At 71.0% G+C, this 24,435-nt stretch carries 22 protein-coding genes; 9 read left to right on the plus strand and 13 right to left on the minus strand.

The annotated features are described in order from the left end of the window. Positions 1-27 precede the first annotated feature (27 nt). Positions 28-711, plus strand: coding sequence for a TetR/AcrR family transcriptional regulator (locus ABIA35_RS13020; RefSeq protein WP_370358045.1), 684 nt, complete (start codon positions 28-30; stop codon positions 709-711). A 37-nt stretch (positions 712-748) separates the two neighbouring features. On the opposite strand, the gene ABIA35_RS13025 is transcribed toward ABIA35_RS13020, so the two are convergent. Further along, the gene (locus tag ABIA35_RS13025) at positions 749-1,471 is read right to left on the minus strand and encodes a hypothetical protein (protein ID WP_370337050.1); all 723 of its coding nucleotides are present in this window, start codon (positions 1,469-1,471) and stop codon (positions 749-751) included. Positions 1,472-1,589: 118 nt separating this feature from the next. On the opposite strand from ABIA35_RS13025, the gene deoC reads away from it, so the two are divergent. From deoC to ABIA35_RS13045, 4 genes are all read left to right on the plus strand, one after another. Then, the gene (gene deoC / locus ABIA35_RS13030; protein ID WP_370337049.1) at positions 1,590-2,531 is read left to right on the plus strand and encodes a deoxyribose-phosphate aldolase; all 942 of its coding nucleotides are present in this window, start codon (positions 1,590-1,592) and stop codon (positions 2,529-2,531) included. A 26-nt stretch (positions 2,532-2,557) separates the two neighbouring features. After that, positions 2,558-3,985, plus strand: coding sequence for an aldehyde dehydrogenase family protein (locus ABIA35_RS13035; RefSeq protein ID WP_370337600.1), 1,428 nt, complete (start codon positions 2,558-2,560; stop codon positions 3,983-3,985). Then, positions 3,978-5,027, plus strand: a complete 1,050-nt coding sequence (locus ABIA35_RS13040) for an aldehyde dehydrogenase family protein (protein ID WP_370358046.1) — start codon at positions 3,978-3,980, stop codon at positions 5,025-5,027. Before ABIA35_RS13035 ends, ABIA35_RS13040 begins: the two co-directional genes overlap by 8 nt. Before the next feature lie 83 nt (positions 5,028-5,110). After that, a complete protein-coding gene (locus ABIA35_RS13045; protein ID WP_370337045.1) occupies positions 5,111-5,437 on the plus strand; it encodes a hypothetical protein in 327 nt (108 codons plus the stop codon). A gap of 203 nt (positions 5,438-5,640) precedes the next feature. Here ABIA35_RS13045 and ABIA35_RS13050 read toward each other — a convergent pair whose 3' ends face one another. Then, positions 5,641-6,438, minus strand: a complete 798-nt coding sequence (locus ABIA35_RS13050) for a hypothetical protein (protein WP_370358047.1) — start codon at positions 6,436-6,438, stop codon at positions 5,641-5,643. A 183-nt stretch (positions 6,439-6,621) separates the two neighbouring features. Next, a complete protein-coding gene (locus tag ABIA35_RS13055; protein WP_370358048.1) occupies positions 6,622-7,161 on the minus strand; it encodes a SigE family RNA polymerase sigma factor in 540 nt (179 codons plus the stop codon). Positions 7,162-7,277: 116 nt separating this feature from the next. Between ABIA35_RS13055 and ABIA35_RS13060 the strand changes: the two genes are divergently transcribed. The 3 genes from ABIA35_RS13060 (at position 7,278) to ABIA35_RS13070 (ending at position 10,216) form a co-directional block, all read left to right on the plus strand. After that, the gene (locus ABIA35_RS13060) at positions 7,278-7,955 is read left to right on the plus strand and encodes a response regulator (RefSeq protein WP_370337039.1); all 678 of its coding nucleotides are present in this window, start codon (positions 7,278-7,280) and stop codon (positions 7,953-7,955) included. 108 nt (positions 7,956-8,063) lie between these two features. Then, on the plus strand, positions 8,064-9,611 hold the full coding sequence (locus ABIA35_RS13065) for an ATP-binding protein (RefSeq protein WP_370337037.1): 1,548 nt from the start codon (positions 8,064-8,066) through the stop codon (positions 9,609-9,611). Continuing rightward, positions 9,608-10,216 carry a hypothetical protein gene (locus ABIA35_RS13070; RefSeq protein WP_370337035.1) on the plus strand — a complete coding sequence of 203 codons (609 nt, stop codon included), beginning with the start codon at positions 9,608-9,610 and terminating at the stop codon, positions 10,214-10,216. The genes ABIA35_RS13065 and ABIA35_RS13070 overlap by 4 nt, the downstream gene beginning before the upstream one ends. Positions 10,217-10,471: 255 nt before the next feature. On the opposite strand, the gene ABIA35_RS13075 is transcribed toward ABIA35_RS13070, so the two are convergent. The 9 genes from ABIA35_RS13075 to ABIA35_RS13115 form a co-directional block, all read right to left on the minus strand. Next, positions 10,472-11,137: a hypothetical protein gene (locus tag ABIA35_RS13075; protein WP_370337033.1), complete on the minus strand. Its 666-nt coding sequence runs from the start codon at positions 11,135-11,137 to the stop codon at positions 10,472-10,474. A 171-nt stretch (positions 11,138-11,308) separates the two neighbouring features. Beyond that, a complete protein-coding gene (locus tag ABIA35_RS13080; protein WP_370337031.1) occupies positions 11,309-12,412 on the minus strand; it encodes an adenosine deaminase in 1,104 nt (367 codons plus the stop codon). 9 nt (positions 12,413-12,421) lie between these two features. Beyond that, on the minus strand, positions 12,422-13,711 hold the full coding sequence (locus tag ABIA35_RS13085; protein ID WP_370337029.1) for a thymidine phosphorylase: 1,290 nt from the start codon (positions 13,709-13,711) through the stop codon (positions 12,422-12,424). Positions 13,712-13,721: 10 nt separating this feature from the next. Beyond that, the gene (locus ABIA35_RS13090) at positions 13,722-14,126 is read right to left on the minus strand and encodes a cytidine deaminase (protein ID WP_370337027.1); all 405 of its coding nucleotides are present in this window, start codon (positions 14,124-14,126) and stop codon (positions 13,722-13,724) included. 241 nt (positions 14,127-14,367) lie between these two features. Continuing rightward, positions 14,368-15,672 (minus strand): ABC transporter permease, encoded by a 1,305-nt coding sequence (locus tag ABIA35_RS13095; protein ID WP_370337025.1) that lies wholly within the window; start codon positions 15,670-15,672, stop codon positions 14,368-14,370. A gap of 63 nt (positions 15,673-15,735) precedes the next feature. Next, positions 15,736-17,025, minus strand: coding sequence for an ABC transporter permease (locus ABIA35_RS13100; protein WP_370337023.1), 1,290 nt, complete (start codon positions 17,023-17,025; stop codon positions 15,736-15,738). Then, on the minus strand, positions 17,018-18,685 hold the full coding sequence (locus tag ABIA35_RS13105) for an ABC transporter ATP-binding protein (RefSeq protein WP_370337021.1): 1,668 nt from the start codon (positions 18,683-18,685) through the stop codon (positions 17,018-17,020). The genes ABIA35_RS13100 and ABIA35_RS13105 overlap by 8 nt, the downstream gene beginning before the upstream one ends. A 27-nt stretch (positions 18,686-18,712) precedes the next feature. Continuing rightward, a complete protein-coding gene (locus ABIA35_RS13110) occupies positions 18,713-19,864 on the minus strand; it encodes a BMP family protein (protein WP_370337019.1) in 1,152 nt (383 codons plus the stop codon). Between the two features lie 350 nt (positions 19,865-20,214). Continuing rightward, on the minus strand, positions 20,215-21,465 hold the full coding sequence (locus tag ABIA35_RS13115) for an amidohydrolase (RefSeq protein WP_370358049.1): 1,251 nt from the start codon (positions 21,463-21,465) through the stop codon (positions 20,215-20,217). 166 nt (positions 21,466-21,631) lie between these two features. Here ABIA35_RS13115 and ABIA35_RS13120 point away from each other — a divergent pair, with 166 nt between their 5' ends. Further along, the gene (locus tag ABIA35_RS13120) at positions 21,632-22,825 is read left to right on the plus strand and encodes a N,N-dimethylformamidase beta subunit family domain-containing protein (RefSeq protein ID WP_370337015.1); all 1,194 of its coding nucleotides are present in this window, start codon (positions 21,632-21,634) and stop codon (positions 22,823-22,825) included. 57 nt (positions 22,826-22,882) lie between these two features. Here ABIA35_RS13120 and ABIA35_RS13125 read toward each other — a convergent pair whose 3' ends face one another. Further along, positions 22,883-24,340 carry a N,N-dimethylformamidase beta subunit family domain-containing protein gene (locus ABIA35_RS13125; protein WP_370358050.1) on the minus strand — a complete coding sequence of 486 codons (1,458 nt, stop codon included), beginning with the start codon at positions 24,338-24,340 and terminating at the stop codon, positions 22,883-22,885. Positions 24,341-24,435: the final 95 nt, after the last annotated feature.

Here is a 24,435-nt window from a genome sequence, read left to right on the forward strand (position 1 = left end):
CGCGACGGACGCTGTAAGGTCGGCGCCATGGTGCTGTGGGAGCGGCCGGAACCGCCGGAGCGGCCGGCGCCGGCCCCGCTGAGCCGGGAGCGGATCGTCCGGGCCGCGATCGGCCTGGCCGACGCGGACGGCCTGGCCGCGGTGTCGCTGCGCAAGGTCGCCGCCGCGCTGGACGTCGGGCCGATGCGGCTCTACGGCTACATCGACACCAAGGACGAACTGCTCGACCTGATGGTCGACGCCGTGCACGCCGAGGTCGGGCCCGCGGGCGACGGCTGGCGGGAGGTGCTGGCCTCGTACGCCGAGAGCACGCGGCAGGCCGTGCACCGGCACGAATGGCTGGCCGACCTGATCGGCGGGCGGCCGCAGCTCGGGCCGCTGGCCCTGGCCACCGGCGAGGCCGTGATCTCCGGGCTCGGCGGGGCCGTCCACGCGGACGCCGTCATGCCGGTGATCGGCGCCGTGCGGGCCTACGTGATCGGCGCCGTACGCCGCGAGATCGCCGAACGGCGCGCCGAACGGGTCACCGGCATGGACCAGGAGCAGTGGCAGGCCGCCACCGGGCCCTACCTGACGCGCACCTTCGCCGACGGCAAGTTCCCGGCGCTGGCCACCGTCGTACGGGACGCCGCGCACCTGGATGCCGACGAGACCTTCCGGATGGGGCTGGACTTCCTGCTCGACGGCATCGGGGCGCGGATCGCCGGCTGAGGCGCGGTCAAAAGGCACCCGAAGGCGCCCGCGACGGCTAGAACGCGCCCAGAATGGCCGCCACCAGCAGCGCGACGCTCACGCCGAACGGCGCCAGCGTGTACCAGTTCCACGTCACCGTGGTCGCCGCCGCCTTCTCCACCGACGTCGTGCACATCCGCTTGCGGTCGCGCATCTCCACGACCGCCTGGTCGGCGAAGGCCATGGTCTCGACCGGGTCCTCGCGCAGGGTCTTGGGGCGGCCGTAGCCGGCCGAGCCGAGCGCGCTGCCGGCCAGATCGCCGCCGCTCGCGGCCTGCTTGGCCGACTCGGCGCGGGCCACGCGGACCTTCTTGGCCACCGCGCGGTCGTTCTTGCGGCGCTCGTGCATGGAGACCGGGATGGCCCAGACCGTGTACTTGTGGGCCTTGCCCTCCTCCGGGACGGTCTCGATCACCATGGACAGCCGGGCCGAGACGGCCTCCACGCGCGGCCAGCTGACGTCGATCCGCCGGAAGGGGTTGCGGATCGAGATCCGGTCGGGGTAGCTGAATGCGGCCGGGTAGAGGCCGCCGATCACGCCGCTGACCATCATCAGCAGTCCGACCAGGGCGCCGACCGGGTGCTTGTCCGAACTCAGGCCGAACGCGAACACGAAGATCGCGCCGAAGACCACCAACAGGGCACCGGTCCCGAGGGAGCCGATGGTGCGGTAGGCGGTGGGCTTCTCGGCGTCCGACGCGGTCGCGCCATCTGCCGTAGCCGGGGATTTCAGTCGCATACACCCGATTCTGCCACCCCCCGTCCCACCCTCCGAGACCGAGAACCGATTGTGACCAAGCGGTGATCGTCAAGACCTGCCATTTCTCCACGTAGAGAGCACCGTCTACCGTGGTCCCGTGACCGCACAACTCGCCCTCGACGACGCGGGCCTGCGCCGCCTCCTCCACGGTCTGCCGCCCGTGGACCAGGTGGGCGCCGACGCCCGCGCCGCCAAGCTGGGAACCCGATCGATCAAGACCACCGCGAAGGCCCAGGCCCTGGACCTGGCCGTGCGCATGGTCGACCTGACCACGCTGGAGGGCGCCGACACGCCGGGCAAGGTCCGGGCGCTGTGCGCCAAGGGCGCGCACCCCGAGCCCGACCAGCCCGACTGCCCGAGCGTGGCGGCGATCTGCGTCTACGGCGACATGGTCGCCACCGCCAAGGAGGCGCTGGCCGGCACCGGGATCAAGGTGGCCGCCGTGGCCACCGCGTTCCCCAGCGGCCGGGCGCCGCTGGCCGTGAAGCTCGCCGACACCGCCGCGGCGGTCGAGGCCGGGGCCGACGAGATCGACATGGTGATCGACCGCGGCGCCTTCCTGGCCGGCCGGTACGCCGCCGTCGCCGAGGAGATCGCCGCCGTCAAGGCCGCCTGCGCGACAGGAGGCCACGACGCGCACCTGAAGGTGATCCTGGAGACCGGCGAGCTGGCCACCTACGACAACGTCATGCGAGCCTCCTGGCTCGCGATGCTGGCCGGCGCCGACTTCATCAAGACCTCCACCGGCAAGGTCAGCCCGGCCGCGACGCTGCCGGTCACCCTGCTGATGCTGGAGGCGGTGCGCGACTTCCGCGCGCAGACCGGCCGGCAGGTCGGCGTGAAGCCGGCCGGCGGCATCCGGACCGCCAAGGACGCGATCAAGTACCTGGTGACCGTGAACGAGACCGCCGGCCCGGACTGGCTGGACCCGGACTGGTTCCGCTTCGGCGCCTCCAGCCTGCTCAACGACCTGCTGTTGCAGCGCCGCAAGCTCGCCACCGGCGTGTACTCCGGTCCCGACTACGTGACGGTGGACTGATCATGGCCGACACAGCCGTTAAGAACATCTTCGAATACGCCCCGGCGCCCGAGTCCCGCTCGGTCGTCGACCTCAAGCCGTCCTACGGCCTGTTCATCGACGGGGAGTTCGTTGAGGGCTCCGGCAGCGCCTTCAAGTCGGTCAACCCGGCCACCGAGGAAGTGCTGGCCGAGGTCGCGATGGCCGACGCCGCCGACGTGGACCGCGCCGTGGCCGCCGCGCGCCGCGCCTACGACGAGGTCTGGTCCAGGATGCCCGGCGCCGAGCGCGCCAAGTACATCTTCCGGATCGCGCGCCTCATCCAGGAGCGGGCCCGCGAGCTGGCCGTGCTGGAGTCGCTGGACAACGGCAAGCCGATCCGGGAGTCGCGCGACGTCGACATCCCGCTGGCCGCCGCGCACTTCTTCTACTACGCGGGCTGGGCCGACAAGCTCGGCTACGCGAACCTCGGACCGAACCCGCGGCCGCTCGGCGTGGCCGGCCAGGTGATCCCGTGGAACTTCCCGCTGCTGATGCTGGCGTGGAAGGTCGCGCCGGCGCTGGCGTGCGGGAACACCGTGGTCCTCAAGCCGGCCGAGACCACTCCCCTGACCGCGCTGCTGTTCGCGGAGATCTGCCGGCAGGCCGACCTGCCGCCGGGGGTGGTGAACATCGTCACCGGCGCCGGGGCCACCGGCGCGGCCGTGGTCTCGCACCCGGGCGTGGACAAGGTCGCCTTCACCGGCTCGACCGAGGTCGGCCGGATGATCGCCAAGCAGGTCGCCGGCACCTCCAAGAAGGTGACGCTGGAACTCGGCGGCAAGGCGGCGAACCTGGTCTTCGACGACGCCCCGCTGGAGCAGGCGATCGAGGGCATCGTCGACGGGATCTTCTTCAACCAGGGGCACGTCTGCTGCGCCGGGTCCCGGCTGCTGGTGCAGGAGTCGGTGGCCGAGGAGGTCGTGGACCGGCTGCGCGAGCGCATGAAGACGCTGCGCGTGGGCGACCCGCTGGACAAGAACACCGACATCGGCGCCATCAACTCCGCCGAGCAGCTGGCCCGGATCCGGACCCTGACCGAGGCCGGCGAGGCCGAGGGCGCCACGCGCTGGTCGCCGCCGTGCGAGCTGCCCGAGCGCGGGTTCTTCTTCGCCCCGACGATCTTCACCGGCGTGTCCCAGGCACACCGGATCGCGCGCGAGGAGATCTTCGGACCGGTGCTGTCGGTCCTGACGTTCCGGACCCCGGCCGAGGCCGTGGAGAAGGCCAACAACACCGCCTACGGCCTGTCCGCGGGGGTGTGGACGGACAAGGGTTCGCGGATCCTGTGGCTGGCGCAGCGGATGCGGGCCGGCGTGGTATGGGCGAACACGTTCAACCGCTTCGACCCCACCTCGCCGTTCGGCGGGTACAAGGAGTCCGGGTACGGCCGCGAGGGCGGGCGCCACGGTCTGGAGGCTTACCTCGATGTCTGAGACCAAGAAGAAGCCTGCCAAGGCGACGAAGACGGCTGCGAAGACTGTGACGAAGACTGCGAAGGCGGCTGCGGCTCCGGCCAAGGCGGCGGCTGCTCCCGTCTCTGCTCCCGTCTCTGCTGCTGTTCCTGAAGAGGTGTCGGCGACAGTGAGCGCTCCCACTCCCGCGGCCGCATCCCGTTCTTCCGTGCGCAAGACCTACAAGCTCTACATCGGCGGCGCCTTCCCGCGTTCGGAAAGTGGACGGAGCTACGCCGTGGCGGCGAGCACGGGTGAGTTCATCGCCAACGCGGCGCAGGCCTCGCGCAAGGACGCGCGCGACGCGGTGCGCGTCGCCCGCGCGGCCCAGCCCGGCTGGGCCAAGGCGACGGCGTACAACCGCGGCCAGATCCTGTACCGGATCGCGGAGATGCTGGAGGAGCGCCGCGACCAGTTCGCGCAGCAGATCGCCGGGGTCGAGGGCATCTCGACGGAGGCGGCCTACGCGCAGGTGGACGCCGCCGTGGACCGCTGGGTCTGGTACGCGGGCTGGTCGGACAAGCTGGCGCAGGTGCTCGGCGCGGCCAACCCGGTCGCCGGGCCGTACTGGAACGTCTCCTCGCCGGAGCCGACCGGCGTGGTGGCGCTGCTGGCCCCGGCCACCCCGACGCTCCTCGGCCTGACCTCCGTGATCGCCCCGGCGATCGTCGGCGGCAACACGGTCGTGGCCGTGGCCCCGGACGCCTCGGCGCTCCCGGCGGTCACCCTCGGCGAGGTGATGGCCACCTCCGACCTGCCCGGCGGCGTCGTCAACATCCTGACCGGCGGCACCGCGGAGCTGGCCCCGTGGCTGGCCTCGCACCTGGACGTGAACGCCCTGGACCTGGCAGGCGTCCCGGCCGGCTCGGACCTGGCCCGCGACCTGGAGATCGCGGCCGCGGACAACCTGAAGCGCGTCGTGCGCCCGGCCCCCGGCGGCCCGGACTGGACGGCGGACCCGGGCCTGTCCCGCATGAAGCCGTTCCTGGAGACGAAGACGGTCTGGCACCCCATCGGCATCTGAGCACCACCGCAACAAGCAATACCGTTAGCCACCACCGGGTGCCCCGCCGTTACGGCCGGGCACCCGGTGTCGTTGGAGCGGACATGTCCGAATTCACCCGCCGCACCCTCGGCCTGGCCGCCCTCACCGGCCTGGCCCTCACCGCCGCCCCGGCCGCCCGCGCCGCCCAGAACGACGACCCCACGGCCGACGCCGGAACCGCCGCGGCCACGGCGACCATCCACAACGCGACCCACAGCCTCGGCGCCACCCAGCTGTACCCGCTCGCGCACACGCCCCTGGACCTGCTGTCGAACAACCTGCATGTGCCGCTGGCCGGCATGGACCTGTCGACACTGCCGGTCACCACGCCCCTGCACGACGGGCTGCCGCTGCGGGAGGTGCCGCTGGTGGGGCGGCTGCTGCGCTGAGCGGGGAGCAGGCTTTCCGGGCGCCGGGCTCGGTTTTCGAGGCGGGGCTCACCGGCTGACACCAGGCTCATTCAGAGCGCCGCGCACGGTTTTCGAGGCGAGGCCCACCGGCCGACACCAGGCTCGTCGGCCGCCCCCGAACAGGCAGGAGGGCCGGCCACCGGCCGGCCCTCCCCGTGATTCCTGCTAAAGCCGCGGCGTGACTACTCCGCGGTCCAGTTCCCGATCCCCAGCCCGCCGTCCTGCTGAGGCGGCTGCTGCTGGCCCTGCTGGCCGTGCGGCGCCGGCGGCACGGTCGGGATCGCCTGCGTCATCATCGAGTCGGCGTCGCCCTGCGGCTGCGGCTGACCCCACTGCGGCTGCGGCGGCTGCTGCTGCCCCGTCTGCGGCGCCTGCTGCTGCTGGGGCGGCGGGCCCCACGGCTGCTGCTGGCCCTGCGGCTGCTGCTGCTGCGGCGGCGCCGGCGGCTGCTGCCACTGCTGCTGCTGCGGCGCCGGGCCCCACTGCTGCTGTTGCTGCTGCGGGAAGCCGGCGGCGGGCTTGGCGGGCTGGTGCTGCTGGAAGTAGCCCAGCACCAACCAGCTGCCGATGCCGGCGATGCCGAGCTGGCCCAGGGAGATGAAGAAGGTCGAGGTCTTGTCCCAGCCGGTCGCGCCGTTGGCGCCGAAGGCCGAGAACAGCGCGACCACCCCGAACAGGTCCGCGACGCCCAGGGTGACCAGCGACAGCAGTGTCAGGATCTTGGCGTTCTTCAGCTGCGGCGCCGGGGAGTGCGCCAGGTACACCGCACCGACCAGCGCGGCCACGACCACGACGCTCAGCAGGCTGGAGACCTGCATCGCCGCGCGGTCTGAGAAGGACGGTCCTACGCCACCGAGCCCGTTGTTGTTCTCCCCCGGGCCGAACAGGAACGTGATCGTATTGAACAGCGTGCTTAGCGCGCCGAAAGCGAGCAGCACAAAGGCCGCCGGTTCGCGAAGGCGCTGAGCTATCGGAGGCATGACCTCTAGCCCCTAACTGTGAGTCGGTCAGTCTTCGCCGAACAGCCTTCCACACAACCAGGGGCGCGTGAACACAAAACGTTCAGGTCATCGCGTTATCTATGGATTGACGCCGGTTTGGCTTTACCAAAGAAATACAAGGGCCTGCGGTACTGCGGGTCCCAAAGGCGTGGCAGGAGGCCCTCAGGCCGCGACCAAGTCGGCGTGCAATGTGCGGACCGCGCCGTTCTCGCGCAGTTTCCTCAAGGCGCGCCACAACGTCGACTTCACCGTACCGATCGACATACCGAGCCGCTCGGCGATCTCGGAGTCCGTGTACGAGCCGTAGTAACGCAGCGCCAGGACCTGCCGGTCGCGGTGCGGGAGCGCGGCCAGCGCGTGATGCAGGACCGTGCGCAACTCGACACGCTCCGTGTCCAGGTCCCACACCGCCGAGTCCGGCAGTTCGTCGGAGGCCGGGTACTCCTCGACGCGGTGCCGGCGCCATTGCGATATCTGGTGGTTCGACATGGTGCGCCGCACGTAGGCGTGCGCGACCCGCTTGTCGGCGATGCGGTGCCACGCCCCGTACACCTTGACCAGGCCTTCCTGCAGCAGGTCCTCGGCGTCGGCGGGGTTGGCGGTGAGCTGGCAGGCCGCGCGCAGCAGCGTCGAGCGGCGCGTGGCGACGTACTCGGTGAAGTCGTCTCGCGAGCTGCGTACGTCGGGGGCATGGTCCGTCATGTCTAGAAGGCTCGCGGCCGCCCTTCCGCGCTTCGTCGCCGACGTGTCACAGGAGTGCAACAGCCCCTGCCTGAAGACTTCCTGAGAGCCGCCCAGCTCAAGGCAGAATGGCAGCCATGCCGTCCCTGCTCCTGGTCGAAGACGACGCCGCCATCCGCACGGCGCTCCAGCTCGCGCTGACCCGTCAAGGCCACCAGGTCACCGTCGCCGCCAGCGGCGAGGAGGCGCTGGCCGCCTACAAGTCCGTGCGCCCCGACCTGATCGTCCTGGACGTGATGCTGCCGGGCGTGGACGGCTTCGAGGTCTGCCGCCAGATCCGCCGCACCGAGCAGCTCCCGATCATCTTGCTGACCGCCCGCAGCGACGACATCGACGTGGTCGTCGGCCTGGAGTCCGGCGCCGACGACTACGTCGTCAAGCCGGTGCAGCCGCGCGTCCTGGACGCCCGCATCCGCGCGGTCCTGCGCCGCGGCGAGCGCGAGACCAGCGACGTCGCGGTCTACGGCGACCTGACCGTGGACCGCTCGGCGATGACGGTGAGCAAGCGCGGCGTCCCGATCCCGCTGACCCCGACGGAGCTGAAGCTGGTGATGGAGCTCTCCCGGCACGCCGGCCAGGCCCTGTCCCGCCAGCAGCTGCTGCGCCTGGTCTGGGAGCACGACTACCTCGGCGACTCCCGCCTGGTCGACGCTTGCGTCCAGCGCCTGCGCGCGAAGGTGGAGGACGTCCCCGCCGAACCGACGCTGATCAAGACCGTCCGCGGCGTCGGCTACCGCCTGGATCCGCCGCGATGAGCGCGCTGACAGGTCGCGCCACGACCGGCGCCGGTACCGCCACCCTGAGGAGTGTCACACAGAGCATTGTCTTGCCCACATTCAGCGACGACTGCTTGAGTGTGCAGCGTGCTTAAAGAGAGGCCGAAGAGCGCCAAGTCCGCCTCGCAGACGGCGAAGCCCGCGAAGGTACAAGGGCTGCCCCGGCGTGCGGACAGGGAACGCCGCAGGCACAAGCGGCCGCTGCGGCTGACCGGGCTGCGGATGCGGCTGCTGGCGGCCTTCGCGGCGGTGGCGCTGATGACGTCGGTCGCGGTGACCGGGGTCTCCTACGTCTTGACCCGGCAGTCGCTGATGACGCGCATGAACCAGACCTCAGTGCTCCAGTTCAAGGCCGCCGTCAGCAACAACCAGGAATCCCTCGAGAACGCGCGCCCCTCGCCGCAGCCGCAGGCGGCCAGCCTCACCACCAGCCTGACCACCATCGCCTACAAACTCCAGCAGGCCAGCGGCACGACCTGGTACCTGCACCGCACGGGGATACCCGATGGCTCGGTCGACAACTCGCTCAGCTACGAGTCGATTCCGGCCGGGCTGCGCACCGCGGCGAAGAAGAGCATCGCCTGGCAGCGGGCGACGATCAACGGCCAGCCCTGCCTGATCATCGGCAGTTCGGTGCAGCCCAACGGGGTCGAGGTCTACGACTTCATCAACCTGGAGCCGCAGCAGGAGGACCTGACGCGGCTGGCGCAGAACTCCGCGATCGCCTCCGCCGTCGCGATAGCGATATCGCTGCTGCTGGGCCTGCTCGCCTCGCGGGGCGTCCTGCTTCCCTTGCGGCGTCTGGGGATCGCGGCCCGCAAGCTCGGCGCCGGCAAGCTGGACACCCGGGTCGAGGTCAAGGGCAACGACGAGGTCGCCGACGTCTCGCGCACCTTCAACGAGACCGCCGAGGCCCTGGAACGCTCCATCGCCGAACTGCGCTCGCTGGAGGCGGCGTCCCGGCGCTTCGTCGCCGACGTCTCGCACGAGCTGCGCACCCCGCTGACCGCGATGACCGCCGTCACCGACATGCTGGAGGAGGCGACCGACGTCGGCGACGAGAGCGCCCCGGCGGCCCAGCTCATCGTGGCCGAGACCCGGCGGCTGGCCCGGCTGGTCGAGGACCTGATGGAGGTCTCGCGCTTCGACGCCGGCACCGCGCAGCTCCGGCGCGAGGACGCCGACCTGGTGGCGCTGGTGGAGGGCTGCCTGAACACCCGGGGCTGGACCGGACGCGTCACCCTGAACGTGCCGCCCAGCCTGGTCGTCACCGTGGACCAGCGCAGGATCGACGTGATCGTGGCCAACATGGTCGGCAACGCGATAAAGCACGGCGGGGAAGGACCAGTGGAGTTGTCCATCGGCACGTTCGGACCGAACCTGGTCCTGCAGGTCCGCGACCACGGACCGGGCATCCCCCCGGACGCCCTGGAGCACATCTTCGAGCGCTTCTACAAGGCCGACAAGGCCCGCGTCCGCTCCGAGGGCAGCGGCCTGGGCCTGTCGATCGCCTACGAGAACGCGCACATCCACGGCGGCGAGCTGACCGGCGGCAACCACCCCGAGGGCGGCGCCGTCTTCACTCTGCGGCTGCCGCTGCAGGCGACCGTCCCGGCACAGGTGATGCCGCAGTGAGGCGCGGGAAGGCCATCGCCGTCGTCGCGGCCGTCGTCGCGCTGGCCGCCGCCGGCTGCGGCGTACAGCCCACGGGGGTGAACATCGCGCAGACCGAGCCGTTCGGCGAGTCCCCGTCGAGCAGCCCGCAGTCGGTCTCCCCGTCGCAGTACCCGTACACCGTCTCGGTGTTCCTGATCTCCAGCATCAACAAGGGACCGGGCACGATGATCAACCGGCCGGTCGCCGCCGCGCCGAGCCTGACGGACCTGCCGAACCAGCTCGCCCAGCTGTCCGCCGACGAGCAGGTGCAGCAGTACACGACCTATGTGCCGCCGGGTGTCACCATCAAGCCGGGCGACCAGGCGCACGAGTTCTACGTGTCCAGCCCGACCAGACTCGGCACGCTCGCCCAAGAGCAGCTGTACTGCACCTTCGACCAGTGGTGGATCCAGCATCGGGACAACCTCAAGGCGAGCACCCGGCTCATATTCACGGACACCGGGGAGGACACGGGCTGGCAGGACTGCCCGGAGGGGGTCGTCCTCGACGCCGGCGGAGCGGCCGGCGTCGGGACCGCCAAGCCCTCCGTTCCGGCGACGAGCAGGGCGCTGACAGGAAACTGACACAGCGCGACGGCCGCGCGACCCCCGGTGCGGGGATCGGCGCGGCCGCCGGAAAAATCACCTATCGGAACCGGCTTCGCGCCGGGTTGTGTCCGTGCCCTGATCGCACGGGTGGCATCCGGGCCGAGGAGTCTTCACTGTCGGCGGCCCGGGTTCGTGGTGGGAGAGCTTGTGCTTCCGGGCGGAGTCTTCCGCTTCCGGTGGGGTGGAGGCTTGAGAAGCCCTGGTGCCGCAAGGGATCCCGCGGCGCCGGGCTCAGCCGCCCAGGTTCGTCAGTCCGCCCAGGGGCAGACCGCCCAGCGGCAGGTTGCCGGCGAGGCCGCCGAGGACCGGCAGGCCGTGCAAGGCGTTGGTGACGCTGTCGAGCGGTCCGGTCTGCGCCTTCGGAGCCTGGGCGGCCGGAGCCGGCGCCTGCGGCACCGGGGCCGCGGCCGGCGGGAAGGACGGCGCGGGGACTGCCGGGGCGACCGGGGCGGCCGGGGCGGCCGGGGCAGCCGGAGTCATGGCGGCCACGGGGGCGGCGTGCCGCGCGATGTGCGTGGTGCGCTCGCCCTGCACGCCCTGCGCCCCCGGCAGCGGACGGCTGCGGCCCAGCGGCACCTCGCCGAGGTCCGCGTAGCCCAGGCCCGGCAGCGCGTCGGGGGACGGCGAGGCGTCGTTCATCATCCCCGGCAGCTGGCCGAACAGCGGGAAGTGCGACAGCGGGATGCCGGCGATGGTCCCCTGGTTGTGGGCCATCGCGCCGAAGACCGCGGGCACGGCGTTGGTGGACACCGGCAGACCGCCGCCGGCGAGGGCCGCCGGGCCGGACTCGGCCGCGGCGGCCTGGCCGGCCATGGCCGCCGCCCCGACGGCGGCCAGACCGACGGTGCCGGCGGCGACGCTCAGACCGCGGAGCGCGCTGGGGGTGAGCTTCGACATCGGTGATACCTCGCGGATTGCATAGGGGACCGCGATCACGGTGTGCGATGCGGCGCCTACGCAACGTACCGACATCGGACGGCGGATCCAACACGTCCTCCGCCGAAGAGGTGAGTCACCCGGCTTCCTAACAGAACGCCGCGGAACCCTTCCGCTCCCGTCGGAATCCCCTTAAGCAGGGGACGGAGACGCCTCGGCGCGCAGCTGCTCGTAGGCCGGCTTCACGTGCTCGTTGATCAGCTCCAACCGCTGGTCAAAGGGCAGGAACGCGGACTTCAGAGCGTTTATCGTAAACCACTGCATGTCCTCCAGCGTGTAGCCGTGGGCCTTGTGCAGTTCGGTGAACTCACGCGTCATCGAGGTGGAGCTCATCAGCCGGTTGTCGGTGTTCACCGTCACCCGAAAGTGCAGGTCTCGCAACAACCCGATCGGGTGGGACTCGTAGGAGCGCGCCGCCCCGGTCTGCAGGTTCGAGGTGGGGCACATCTCCAGCGGGATCCGCTTGTCCCGCACATACGCCGCCAGCCGGCCCAGCGTCGCCTTGCCGTCGGCGTCCACCAGGATGTCGTCCATGATGGCGTTGCCGTGGCCCAGCCGGTCCGCGCCGCACCACTGCAGCGCCTCCCAGATCGAGGGCAGCCCGAAGGCCTCCCCGGCGTGGATCGTGAAGTGGAAGTTCTCCCGGCGCAGGTACTCGAAGGCGTCCAGGTGCCGGGTGGGCGGATACCCGGCCTCGGCCCCGGCGATGTCGAACCCTGACACACCCTTGTCCCGGTGCCGCACCGCGAGTTCGGCGATCTCCGAGGAGCGCGCCGCGTGCCGCATCGCGGTCAGCAGCGTCCCGACCCGGATCTGCCGCCCGGCGGCGGCAGCCCGGCGCTCCCCCTCCCGGAAGCCGGCATCCACCGCCTCCACGACCTCGTCCAGGCTCAGCCCGGCTTCCAGATGCTGCTCGGGCGCATACCGCGACTCGGAGTAGACCACCCCGTCGGCGGCGAGGTCCTCGGCGCACTCGGCGGCGACCCGGAACAGCGCGTCGGCGTGCTGCATCACTCCGACCGTGTGCTCGAAGGTCTCCAGATACCGAGGCAGCGACCCGGAGTCCGCGGCCTCGGCGAACCACCGGCCGAGGCCGTCGGCGGTGCCGTCGTACTCGGGGAGGTTGGTGTAGCCGTACTGGTCGGCCAGTTCGATGACCGTCTGGGGGCGCAGACCACCGTCGAGGTGGTCGTGCAGCAGGGCCTTCGGAGCCCTGCGAATCAGCTCTTCATCCATGGATAGACATTACCGGTTCGAAGCGGCGACTCGGTCCAAAACAAGCGGCGACCGAGTGAACTCCGCGCCGGGAGCAGCGAATTCGCAAGCGCCCGCCAGGCTTTCCAGCGCCGAGTCGAATGCCTCGGGGGTGTCGGTGTGCAGCGTGAACAGCGGCTGGCCGGCCTTCACGGCGTCGCCGGGGACGGCGTGCCACTCCACGCCGGCGCCGGCCTGGACCGCGTCCTCCTTGCGGGCGCGGCCCGCGCCGAGGCGCCAGGCGGCGACGCCGACCTTGAAGGAGTCCATGCCGACCAGCAGGCCGTCCCGGTCGGCGGTGACCACGTGGGTCTCCTTCGCCGTCGGGAGGGTCGCGTCGGGGTCGCCGCCCTGCGCGGTGATCATGCGCTTCCAGGCGTCCAGGGCCGAGCCGTCCTTCAGCTTGTCCGCCGGGTCGACCGCGTCCAGGCCGGCCGCGGCCAGCATCTCGCGGGCCAGCGCGAGGGTCAGTTCCTTGATGTCCTCGGGACCGCCGCCGGAGAGCACCTCGACCGACTCGCGCACTTCCAGCGCGTTGCCGGCGGTGCGGCCCAGGGGGTTGTCCATCGCGGTGATCAGCGCGGTGGTGGCCACGCCGTGGTCGGTGCCCAGGGCGACCATGGTCTCGGCCAGTTCGCGGGCGTTGGCGAAGTCCTTCATGAACGCGCCGCTTCCGCACTTCACGTCCAGCACCAGGGCGCTGGTGCCCTCGGCGATCTTCTTGGACATGATCGAGGAGGCGATCAGCGGGATCGCCTCGACGGTGCCGGTGACGTCGCGCAGCGCGTACAGCTTGCGGTCGGCCGGGGCCAGGCCGTCGCCGGCCGCGCAGACCACGGCGCCGGCCTCGGCCAGCACCGCCAGCATCTCCTCGTTGGACAGCCGGGCCCGCCAGCCGGGGATCGACTCCAGCTTGTCCAGGGTGCCGCCGGTGTGGCCCAGGCCCCGGCCGGACAGCTGCGGGACGGCCGCGCCGCAGGCCGCCACCAGCGGGGCCAGCGGGAGCGTGATCTTGTCGCCGACGCCGCCGGTGGAGTGCTTGTCCACGGTCGGGCGGGTGAGCGCGGAGAAGTCCATGCGCTCGCCGGAGGAGATCATCGCCTGCGTCCAGCGCGCGATCTCGCGCCGGTTCATGCCGTTCAGCAGGATCGCCATCGCCAGCGCGGACATCTGCTCGTCGGCCACGCGGCCGTCGGTGTAGGCGGCGATGATCCAGTCGATCTGCTCGTCGGTGAGCTCCGCGCGGTCGCGCTTGGCGCGGATGACGGTGATGGCGTCCATGTGCTGTTCCCTAGCTGTTGCCGAGATTGTCGGGGCCGAAGGCCCGCGGCAGGAGTTCCGACATCGTCGTCGGAGAGGTGTCAGGGCCCAGATCCACCAGCAGCTCGTTCCCGCCGAACTCGAAGAGCAGCTGGCGGCAGCGCCCGCAGGGCATCAGGACCGCGCCGGCGCCGTCGACGCACGCAAAGGCGACCAGCCGGCCGCCGCCGGAGGCGTGCAGCGCGGACACCAGCCCGCACTCCGCGCACAGCGTCAGGCCGTACGAGGCGTTCTCCACGTTGCAGCCGCTGACGATCCGGCCGTCGTCGACCAGGGCCGCCGCGCCCACCGGGAACTTCGAGTACGGCACGTACGCGTGCGCCATAGCCTCTCGTGCGGCGGTGCGCAGGGCGGCCCAGTCGATCTCGGTCTTCATCGGATCAGGTTAGCCTTCGTTGTTCGTCTAGACGATTGATTCCTGGGGGTCCGGCAAGCAGCACCGCACCTGACAAACAATCTTGCGAAACGGCTCAGCAGCAAGCATGGGCGACCCGGACGACCTCCCTCAGCCTGGTTGGCTGTGGGTGGTCCGCCGGGGCGGCCAGGCGCCGCTGATCAGACAATGCGCCGAAGGCGCCAACGGATACAGCGCGCCGGTACTCCCAGGAATCAACCGTCTAGCCCTTGACGTACGGCTTGCCGTCGGCGGCGGGCGCCCGCACCCGGCCGATCAGGCCGGCCACCGCGAACAGCGTCGCCACGTAGGGCAGCGTCGTCAGCAGGTCCGAGGGGATCGGCAGCTGCAACGACGAGGTCTGGCTGGCCAGCGCGTCGGTGAAGCCGAACAGCGCCGCCGCGGCCAGCGCGCCGAACGGCGACCAGCGGCCGAAGATCACCGCGGCCAGGGCGATGAAGCCCTTGCCGTTGGTCATGTTCTCCGTGAAGTTGCCGACGTTGCCGACCAGCCACGCGCCGCCCAGGCCCGCGAAGGCCCCGCCGATCATCACGTTGCGGTACCGCAGCCGCAGCACCTTGACGCCGACGGTGTCGGCGGCGGCCGGGTGCTCGCCGACCGCCCGGGTCCGCAGGCCCCAGCGCGTGTGGAACAGGCCCACGTGCACCGCCACCACCAGGAACACGGTGATGTAGACGATCAGCGGCTGGTCGAACACCACCGGGCCGATCACCCACAGCGAGGCCAGCCCCGGGATCCGGACCGTGGTGAACGGCGTCAGGTTGTTGTACGAGTTCTGGTTGGTCTGCATCAGCGACTTGAACAGGAAGCCGGTGACGCCCAGGGCCAGCAGGTTCAGCACCACGCCGAGCACGACCTGCTCGATCAGGTACCGGATGGCCAGCACCGCGAGCAGCAGGCCCATCAGCGCGCCGGACAGGACGCCGGCGATCACGCCGATCCACAGGCTGCCGGTGGCCGTGCCGACCAGCGCGGTCATGAAGCCGCCGAACAGCAGCTGCCCCTCGATCGCGACGTTGACCACGCCGGAGCGCTCGCCCACGACGCCGCCGAGGGCGCCGAGCACGAGCGGGACCGCCGCGATCACCATCGAGTCCAGCACGGAGGGCAGCACCAGCCGCTCGCCGCCCTTGGGGTCCGCGGCGCTCCAGGCCATGAAGGCGAAGGTGAAGCAGAACAGGACCACCGAGGTCGCGATCAGCCGCCAGCGCCGGGGCAGCTGCACCGCCAGGCGCGCCGCGCCGAGCGCGATGACGACCACGGCCAGGCCCACGATCGCCGGACGCGCCGGGAAGATCCAGTCCGGGACGTGCGTGCCCTGCTTGGAGACCAGCGTCATCCCGAAGGTGGTGCTGGCGCCGTGCGCGGTGCGGGTGCCCAGGCCGAAGCCGAACAGGGCCACCAGGCCCATGATGATCTGCGTGGCCCCGGCGGTGTACCGCCGGGTGTCCGCCTCGGTGCCGCCGGCTATCGCGGCCGGCGCCGGGGCGATCGTCGCTACGGCCATGTCAGTTGACCTCCGCCTTCGAGGCCGCCTGGGCCGGTTCGGGAACGTACGTCGGAGGGAGCATCACACCGCCTCCGCCGCGGAGTCGACGGCCGAGGCCGGGGCGACCGACGGCGTGACCGTGTGGCCGTTGCGCCGCACGTCCCGCAGCCGGAAGATCTCCTGCACCAGCTTCGGGGCGGCGACGAAGACCACGATCACGGCCTGCACCACGGTGACCACGTCATGCGGCACGGTCGGCGTCGTCGCGGCCTCCATGACCACGCCGCCGGCGTCCAGCGCGCCGAACAGCAGGGCGGCCAGCGCCACCCCGACCGGCTTGCCGCGGCCCAGCAGCGCCACCGTGATGCCGGTGAAGCCGAAGCCGTTGTCCAGGGTGGCGGTCATGGCGTGCGAGGCCGACAGCGTGCCGCTGATCTGCGTCACGGCCACCAGTCCCATCAGACCGCCGGCCAGCAGCATCGCGTAGACCTGGTTGCGCGAGACCGAGATGCCGGCGGTGCGCGCGGCGTCCGGGTTGGAGCCCAGGGCGCGCAGCCGGAAGCCCAGCGTCGAGCGGGTCATCAGCCACCAGATGAGCAGCACGGCCAGGATCGCCAGCACCGTCGAGAGGTTCACCTCGGGGCTGCTGCCGGAGACCGCCGGCAGCAGCGCGGTGCTCTTGACCGGCTTGCTGATCGCGTCCTGGCGGTTCGGGTCGTGGAAGGCCTTGGTCTTGATCAGCCAGGCCAGCACGCCGAGCGCGATGTTGTTCAGCATGATCGAGCTGATCACCTCGTGCGCCCCGAACCGGGCCTTGAGCAGCCCGGTCAGCCCGCCGACCAGCGCGCCGCCGATGATGCCGGCGATGATGACCAGCAGCACGTGCAGCGGCATCGGCGCCGAGATCGAGAAGCCGACCCAGGTGGCGAAGACCGCGCCGATGATCAGCTGGCTCTGGCCGCCGATGTTGAACAGCCCGGCGCGGAACGGCAGCGCCACCGCGAGCCCGGCGAAGACCAGCGGGGTGGCCTCGACGATGGTGTTCTCGATCGGGCGCAGTGCCTGCTTGGCGTGCGGGTCGTAGATCGCGCCGTGGAACATCGCGATGTAGCCGTTGGCGACCTTGTTCCAGGAATCGCTCGGCGCATCGCTCCAGTTCTTGCTGAAGACGTAGCCCCACTCGGTCAGCAGGTGCTGGTCGGAGACGATCATCAGGATGCCGCCGATCACCACCGAGAGCACGAACGCCAGGATCGTGACGGTGACGGTGTTGGCGGAGCTGATCCCGACGAGTACGCGCTTCGCCCGTCCGTCTCCTTCCACCGCCCGTTGAGGAGACGCTTCGCGTCGCAGTTCCGACTCGTTACTCATCGGCGGTCTCACTGCTCTCCTCGGCGGCGGCGGGTGCTTCGACCACCGGTTCCTCATCGGGCACGGCATCCGACACCGCGTCCGGCACGTCGTCGGCCGGCACGTCGTCGACCGGTCCGCGCGCCTCCGGAACAGCCGCGGTCGGGGCCTGTGCCTCGTCCAGCGTGCTGCCGGCCATCAGCAGGCCCAGCTCCTCGTTGGTGGTGTCCGGCGGCACGATCCCGACGATCTTGCCGCGGTACATCACCGCGATCCGGTCGGACAGCGCGGTGATCTCGTCCAGCTCGGTGGACACGATCAGCACCGGCTTGCCGGCGTCGCGCTGCTCGATGATCCGCTTGTGGATGAACTCCATCGCGCCGACGTCGACGCCGCGGGTGGGCTGCGAGGCGATCAGCAGGCTGGGGTCGCGCTGCAGCGCGCGCGCCACGACCACCTTCTGCTGGTTGCCGCCGGACAGCGCGCCGGCCGGGGTGCGCTCGGACTCGGCGCGGATGTCGAACTCGGCCAGCCGGTCGGCGCCGTTCTTGCCGATCGCGTCCAGGTCCAGGGTCAGCAGGCCGCCGAAGGGCTTGTTGTCGTACTGGTCCAGCACCAGGTTCTCGGCGATGGAGAAGTCCGGGACCAGGCCGTCGTGCTGCCGGTCCTCCGGGACGTGCCCGAGGCCCTGGCGCAGCACCGCGCGCGGCGTGGCGCCGACCAGCTGCTTGCCGAACAGCTCCGCGGAGCCGGTCGCGCCGCGCAGACCGGTGAGCGCCTCGACCAGTTCGGTCTGGCCGTTGCCCTGCACGCCCGCGACGCCCAGGACCTCGCCGGCGTGCAGCTCGAAGCTGACCTCGTCCACGGCCAGGAAGCCGCGGTCGTCGGTCACCTTCAGGTTCTTCACGCTCAGCGCGACCTCGCCGGGCTCGCGCGGCTCCTTCTCCACGACCAGCCGCACGTCGCGGCCGACCATGAGCGAGGCCAGCTCGCGCGCGGAGGCGGTGGGCTCGGCGCTGCCGACCACCGCGCCGCGGCGGATGACCGTGATCCGGTCGGCGATCGCCCGGACCTCGTTGAGCTTGTGGGTGATGAACACGACCGACTTGCCGGCCGCCTTCAGCCCCCGCATGACCGTGAACAGCTCCTCGGTCTCCTGCGGGGTGAGCACCGCGGTGGGCTCGTCGAGGATCAGCACCTCGGCGTCGCGCATCAGGGCCTTGACGATCTCGACGCGCTGCTGCACGCCCACCGGCAGGTCCTCGACCAGCGCGTCGGGATCCACCGGCAGGCCGTAGCGCGCCGAGACCTCCTTCACGTCGGCCTTGGCCTTGCGGCGGTCCAGCCAGCCCAGCGGGCCGCCGCGCGCCTCCTCGTTGCCCAGCACCAGGTTCTCGGCCACGGTGAACACCGGGACCAGCATGAAGTGCTGGTGCACCATGCCGATCCCGGCCGCGATCGCGTCACGCGGCGACTTGAACTCGCGCGTCTCCCCGTCGACCACGATCTCCCCGGAGTCCGGGGTCAGCAGACCGTAGAGGATGTTCATCAGGGTCGACTTGCCGGCCCCGTTCTCGCCCAGCAGGCAGTGGATCTCACCGGGTTCGACGGTCAGGTCGATGGCGGAGTTCGCCGCCACCGACCCGAACGTCTTGGTGATGCCACGGAGTTCCAGTCGCATCGGTCGTGATCGCTTCTCGAAAGGGTGTTACTTCGGCTGGGACGGCGAGGTGATCTTGATCGTGCCGGCGGTGATCTGCGACTTCAGGTTCGTGATCTCGGTCTGCAGGTCCGACGGGATCGAGGAGCCCAGCTGCTGGCCGTACACCAGGTCGGTGCCGCCGTTGGACAGGTCCAGGACGTCCTGGGTGCCGCCCTTGAAGTTGCCGGCCGCGGCGTCCTCGACCGTCTTCTTCACCGCGGTCTCGATGCCCTTGGTCACCGAGGCCAGGAACACCGAGCAGTCCTCGTTGTCCGAGACGCAGCCGTCGCTGTCGACCCAGATCACCTTGGCCTTGCCGGCCTTGGCCGAGGCCGTGGCACCGCGCCCGGCGCCGCCGGCGACCGGGAAGACGATGTCGGCGCCCTGGTTGATGAAGCCGTCGGTGATCGACTTGCCCTTGTTGGTGTCCGTGAAGGAGTTCGAGAAGGTGCCGCTGCTGGGGTTGGTCTCGTCCCAGCCCAGGACCTTCACGCTCTTGCTCTTGGCCTTGTTGTAGTACTGGACGCCTTCCCAGAAGCCGTCCATGTAGATGGTCACCGGCGGGATGTTCATGCCGCCCCAGGTGGCCACGACGCCGGACTTGGAGGACGCGGCGGCCAGGTAGCCGGCCAGGAAGCCGCCCTGCGCGGTGTTGAACTCCATGCCGTGCACGTTCGGCACCGGCTTGTTGGTCTTGCTGTCCGCCGAGCTGTTGTCGACGATCGCGAAGTTCTGGCCCGGCTTGGCCGCGGCCTGGCTGTCCGTGGCGTCGGCCATCAGGCCGCCGACCGTGACGATCAGGTTGCAGTTCTGCGACTCGAGGCTGGTGATGTTGGTGACGTAGTCGTTCTCCGTCGCCGACTGGACGTACTTCACCTTGGCCTTGCCGTCGGTCTGCGCGTCCTGCATGCCCTTCCAGGCCGAGGCGTTGAACGAGCGGTCGTCGATACCGCCGGTGTCGGTCACCATGCACGCCTGGAAGTTGGCGTTCGAGGCGGAGCCGCCCGAGGTGGACGAGGACGAGGACGACGCGGAGGTCGTCGAACCGGTCGTGCTCGAAGAGCTCGAACCCGCGGTCGACTTCGAGCCGCAGCCCGCGGCGGCCAGGGCCACCACGGCCGCGGTGGCGGCGATCCTGGTCATGTTGGTGGTGCGCACGGCTCCCCCTCCAGATCTTTCGATAAGACAGCCACAATGTGGACGACGGTAGACAGCGTAAGCAGGCCGTACCTATTGGTCAGTCAGTTCAGCGCTTGCGGGGCCACATCGCAATACACCTGTGATCCCGGAACAGGCGATCATTTTCGGCATGATCGCACGACGCCGCCGGGGGATTACGGGGCGCACGCACCAAGCGGCGGCGAAAGGGACGAAAGGGGCATCAGGTGCTGAAACGCGTTCAGCGCCTGGTCGATGTGCTGTTCAACGGTCCGCCCCGCGACACCCGGGCGTTGAGGTTCCTTTAAGGCGGCGCCGCTTCGGGTTCGCCGCCGCTTCGCCTTGGGCGCTCAGCTGATCCAGTCGCACAGCGCGGCGGTGGCGAGCATCCGGACGCCGACCGCGATCGCGCCCTCGTCGGCCACGAACGTCCCCTGATGCAGATCGCGCACGGCCTTGTCGCCGGGGGTGCGCACGCCGAGCCGGGCCATGGCGCCGGGGACCCGCTGCAGGTACCAGGCGAAGTCCTCGCCGCCCAGGGACTGCGGGGTGCTGACCACCGCCTCGCCGCCCAGGGCCCGGGAGGCCGCGGTGCGCAGCAGGGCCACCGACTCGGCCTCGTTCACCACCGGGGGCACGCCCTGCACGTAGTCCAGGGTGTGCTTGACGCCGAACTTCGCGGCGATCGCGTCGATGAGCTCGTGCACCACGTCCGGGGCCTGGTTCCAGGCGTCCTGGTCCAGGGTGCGGATGGTGCCCTTGGCCGAGCCGTGGCCGGGGATCGCGTTCGGCGCGCTGCCGGCCGCGATCTGGCCCCAGACCAGGGACAGGCCGGCGCGCGGGTCGATGCGCCGGGACAGCGCCGCCGGGACCTCGGCCACGATCGAGGCCAGGGCGTAGACCAGGTCGGCGGTCAGGTGCGGCCGGGAGGTGTGGCCGCCGGGGCCGTCCAGGGTCAGCGAGACCATGTCGCAGGCCGCGGTCAGCGGCCCGGTGCGCAGGCCCACCTGGCCGGCGTCCAGCTTCGGGTCGCAGTGGATGGACAGGATCTTGCTGACCCCGTACAGCGCGCCCTCGGCCACCATGTCCAGCGCGCCGCCGGGCATGACCTCCTCGGCGGGCTGGAAGACCAGGCGCACCGGCCGGGTCAGCCGCCCGGCGCGGGCCAGTTCGGCCAGGGCCAGGCCCGCGCCCAGGACCACGGCGGTGTGCACGTCGTGCCCGCAGGCGTGCATGACGCCCGGGACCCGGGAGCGGAAGTCGAGCTCGTTGGCCTCCTCGACCGGCAGCGCGTCGATGTCGGCCCGGAAGGCCAGGAAGGGCAGCTTCTCGCTGCCCGCCGGGACGATGTCGCAGACCAGACCGGTCCCGACACCGCGCACCCGGGGCGCGAGCCCGGCCCGCTCCAGCCGCGCGGCGATGGCCGCGGTGGTCCGGAACTCGGCACGGCTCAGCTCGGGGTTGGCATGGAGGTCCCGCCGGAAGAGGACCAGCTCCGGCACGAGGTGACCCACCACGTCGAGCACGTCCGAGACGTGCGCGTGCTGATCCGATGCGGAGGCCGAGTCGCTCGCGACCGGCGCTTGGTGAGCCTGGTCCATTGCCCAAGGGTAGGCCCGCAGGCGGTGACTGTGGGGGCGGTCTGTCAAATGATGCGCTGATCGGGTGAAGAAGATCGCGATTTTCTGACCCGATAGGAGGATTGCCCCATGGCCCATGTGGGTAGGAACGCGTTTCTCCGACCTAGCCATGCCAGGGTGACGGATTGTGAAGACCCGCAGGCCCCCCCGACTGCCGAGCCCCCGGCTGCCGCTGCCCGGCGGCCGCCGCGCGATCCAGGCCTACGCCTCCGCCCCGAGCGCCCCGGCCGGCGGCACGATGGAGTTCCGCGTCTCGGTGCCCAGCGGCGCCGCGTGCTCGGTCGCCGTGCGCCGCATCGGCACGCCGGTGCCGACGCCCGCGGTGCGCTTCGTCGGCGAGGACCAGGACGGCGCGGCACTGACATGGGTGCGGGTGACGGCGGCGAAGGACGGCAGCGGAGGCGGGCTCGACGCCAGGTTCGGTGACTGGCCCGGGGTGGCGGGCGGCGGGTGGCGGTCGACGCGCGAAAATTTCGGGGGCGGCTTGGGCGATGGCTTGGGCGATGACTTGGGCAACGGCTTCGGCGGCGACGAGGCGGTCGGCAGCGGCGAAAGTGACCCGGCCGGCGGCGAGCGGAAGCCGGTGCGCGACGATTTCGACAGCAGCGAGGGGACAGCCGGCAGCGGCTTCGGCACTTCGGGCGGGGATTCCGAGCGTGGCGCGGGCGCGACAGCCGGCAGCAGCCAGCGGCCCGGCCGCGACGGCATCAACGCCATCGGCACCGGCGGCCCGGCCGGCGATCTCGGCGTCCCCCTCACCTGGTGCGACTGGGAGCCCTCGCTCCTGCTCGACATCCCCGAGTCGTGGCCGCCGGGCCTGTATGTCGCGCGCTTCACCGTCGAGGCTCCGCTGTTGTCCGTCATGGCGTTGCGGGGGCGCAGCGCGTATGTGCCCTTCGTCGTGCGCGGGCCGTTGGCGGCGGGTTTTCCGACGCTGGTGGTGCTGCCGTTCGCGGCGTACATCGCGGCCAATCCGTGGCCGATCGCCGATGTGCGGCGGGCTCGGGCGCTCTCGCTGGACCGGCCCTTCGCGGGCAACGGGCTGCCCGCCGGGTTCGCCGCCGATGCCGCGTTCGTGGAGCCGCTGACCGCCACCGACTTCGCCACCAGCCTGGATGTGCACGCCGGCCTGGTCGATCCGGCCGCCTATCGCAAGGTGCTGTTCCGCGCCGATCTGTGGTCGCCGCGGATGCGGGCCGCCATCGCCGAGGCGTCGCTGCACGGCACCGACGTCGGCGGCCTCGACGGCGTGCCGCCGCCCTCGGTCGACTTCGCGCCGGGGCCCGACGGCCGGGATGACAGGATCTTGATTCGGTACTGAGGCCGGGCGGCCGGGCCGGCGGCGGTCGAGGACGCGCCGGCTACTCCCCCTGCTCCCCTACGCCCCCAGCATTCGCGCCAGCAGGTTCGCGGTCGCCCGCTGGATCCGCGAGTCGGCGATCCCGTGCGCGGACAGCCCCTTCGCCCAGTGGAACGTGCCGCCGTCGAACACCAGCCCGCCGGCCGGCGTCCGGTGCACCACCGTGTGCTGCATCCGCGGCTGCCCCTGCCCGGTGTACGGCGACGCCGCCAGGATCTCGACGCCCTCGGGGCTCTGAACCCACGGCTGCACCTGGTCGCACTCGCCCCACAGCAGCTCGGGGATCTGCTCCCCGTCCCGGACCCCGGTGCCCTCCCAGAACCAGTGGCCCGCGTTGTCCACCACCAGCGGCGCGGTCCCCTTCAGCGTCGACACGTACTGCGCGCCGAGCACCTCCTGCTCCGGCCGTCCCGTCTGCCGCCACTGCGCGGTGCGCTCGTTCGCCGACGCCGCGCCGGGGTCGGGGCGGTTCTTGTAACAGACGACCGTCCGGCCGCCGTCCTCCAGCCGGATGCGCCAGTAGACGTTGTTCGCGGCGAGGAACGCGACGTGCGCGCCGTTGGCGATCGCCTTGTCGAGCGCGTCGCGCATCTGCGCCGACCAGTACTCGTCGTGCCCGGGGAAGATCAGGGCTTTGTGACGCGTCGGGTCCACGGTCCCGTCGTGCAGGTCCGCGCTGTCGGCGTAGCCGACGCTCTTGCCCTGTTCGGCGGCCCAGGTCTCGACCCACTTGGCGAACGCGGTGTCCAGGTCGAAGTTCGCCGGCAGCCCGGTGACGTGGTACGGCCGGTCGAAGCTGACCTTCGTCGCGGCCTTGCCCTCGGTGTAGATCTTGCCGTCTTCCCAGGCGTAGTACAGGCTCGCGCCGGTCTTCTTGTCCTTGGGGTACTCGTTGTACGCCTGGTACGTCGGGAACGGCAGCGCGACCAGGATGTCGTGGCTCTGCGCGTCGTCGCGCACCACGAAGGGGACGCACGTCTGCAAGCCGTCCTCGGTCCGCAGCTTCGCGACGTAAATCCCGCTGCGCCAGCCGGCCGGCACGTCCAGGTGCCAGCTCGGCGTCCAGGAGCAGGTGATGGTCCGGGTCGACAGATCCAGCGCCGACCACTCCTGCGGCACGCCTTCCAGCGCCTCGGTCTTCAGGACGCTGACATCCTCGGCCCCGACCCGGAACACCTCGACGGTGTACGGCTGCGGCGGGTTCACCGACACCATGAAATCGATGCCCGCGCCGAGGTTCACGCTGTTCGCCGAGGCGTAGACGCGCACGCGCCCCTCGACGTCGCTGCTGGCGCAGGTGCCGCCGGACTTCGGCGACCAGACCGGCTCCCCGGCGGCGGCGACGTGCTCGGCCGGCGCGACGGCGCGGGCCGCCGGGACGGGGTGCCCGGGGTTGTACGGCTTGGCCCGGAACATCCCGGTGACCTCGCGCTTGGCCTTGGCCGCGACGCGCCGGCCGTACTTGCCGAACCCCATGCTGACACCCATTGACGCCGCCGATCGGAACGCTCTGCAGTGATCCCCGATCTGCGCTCGCAGATCTGCCACCATGGTAGTGCGGTCTCAGGTCA

The sequence above is a fragment of the Catenulispora sp. MAP12-49 genome (assembly GCF_041262705.1).
Lineage (GTDB): Bacteria > Actinomycetota > Actinomycetes > Streptomycetales > Catenulisporaceae > Catenulispora.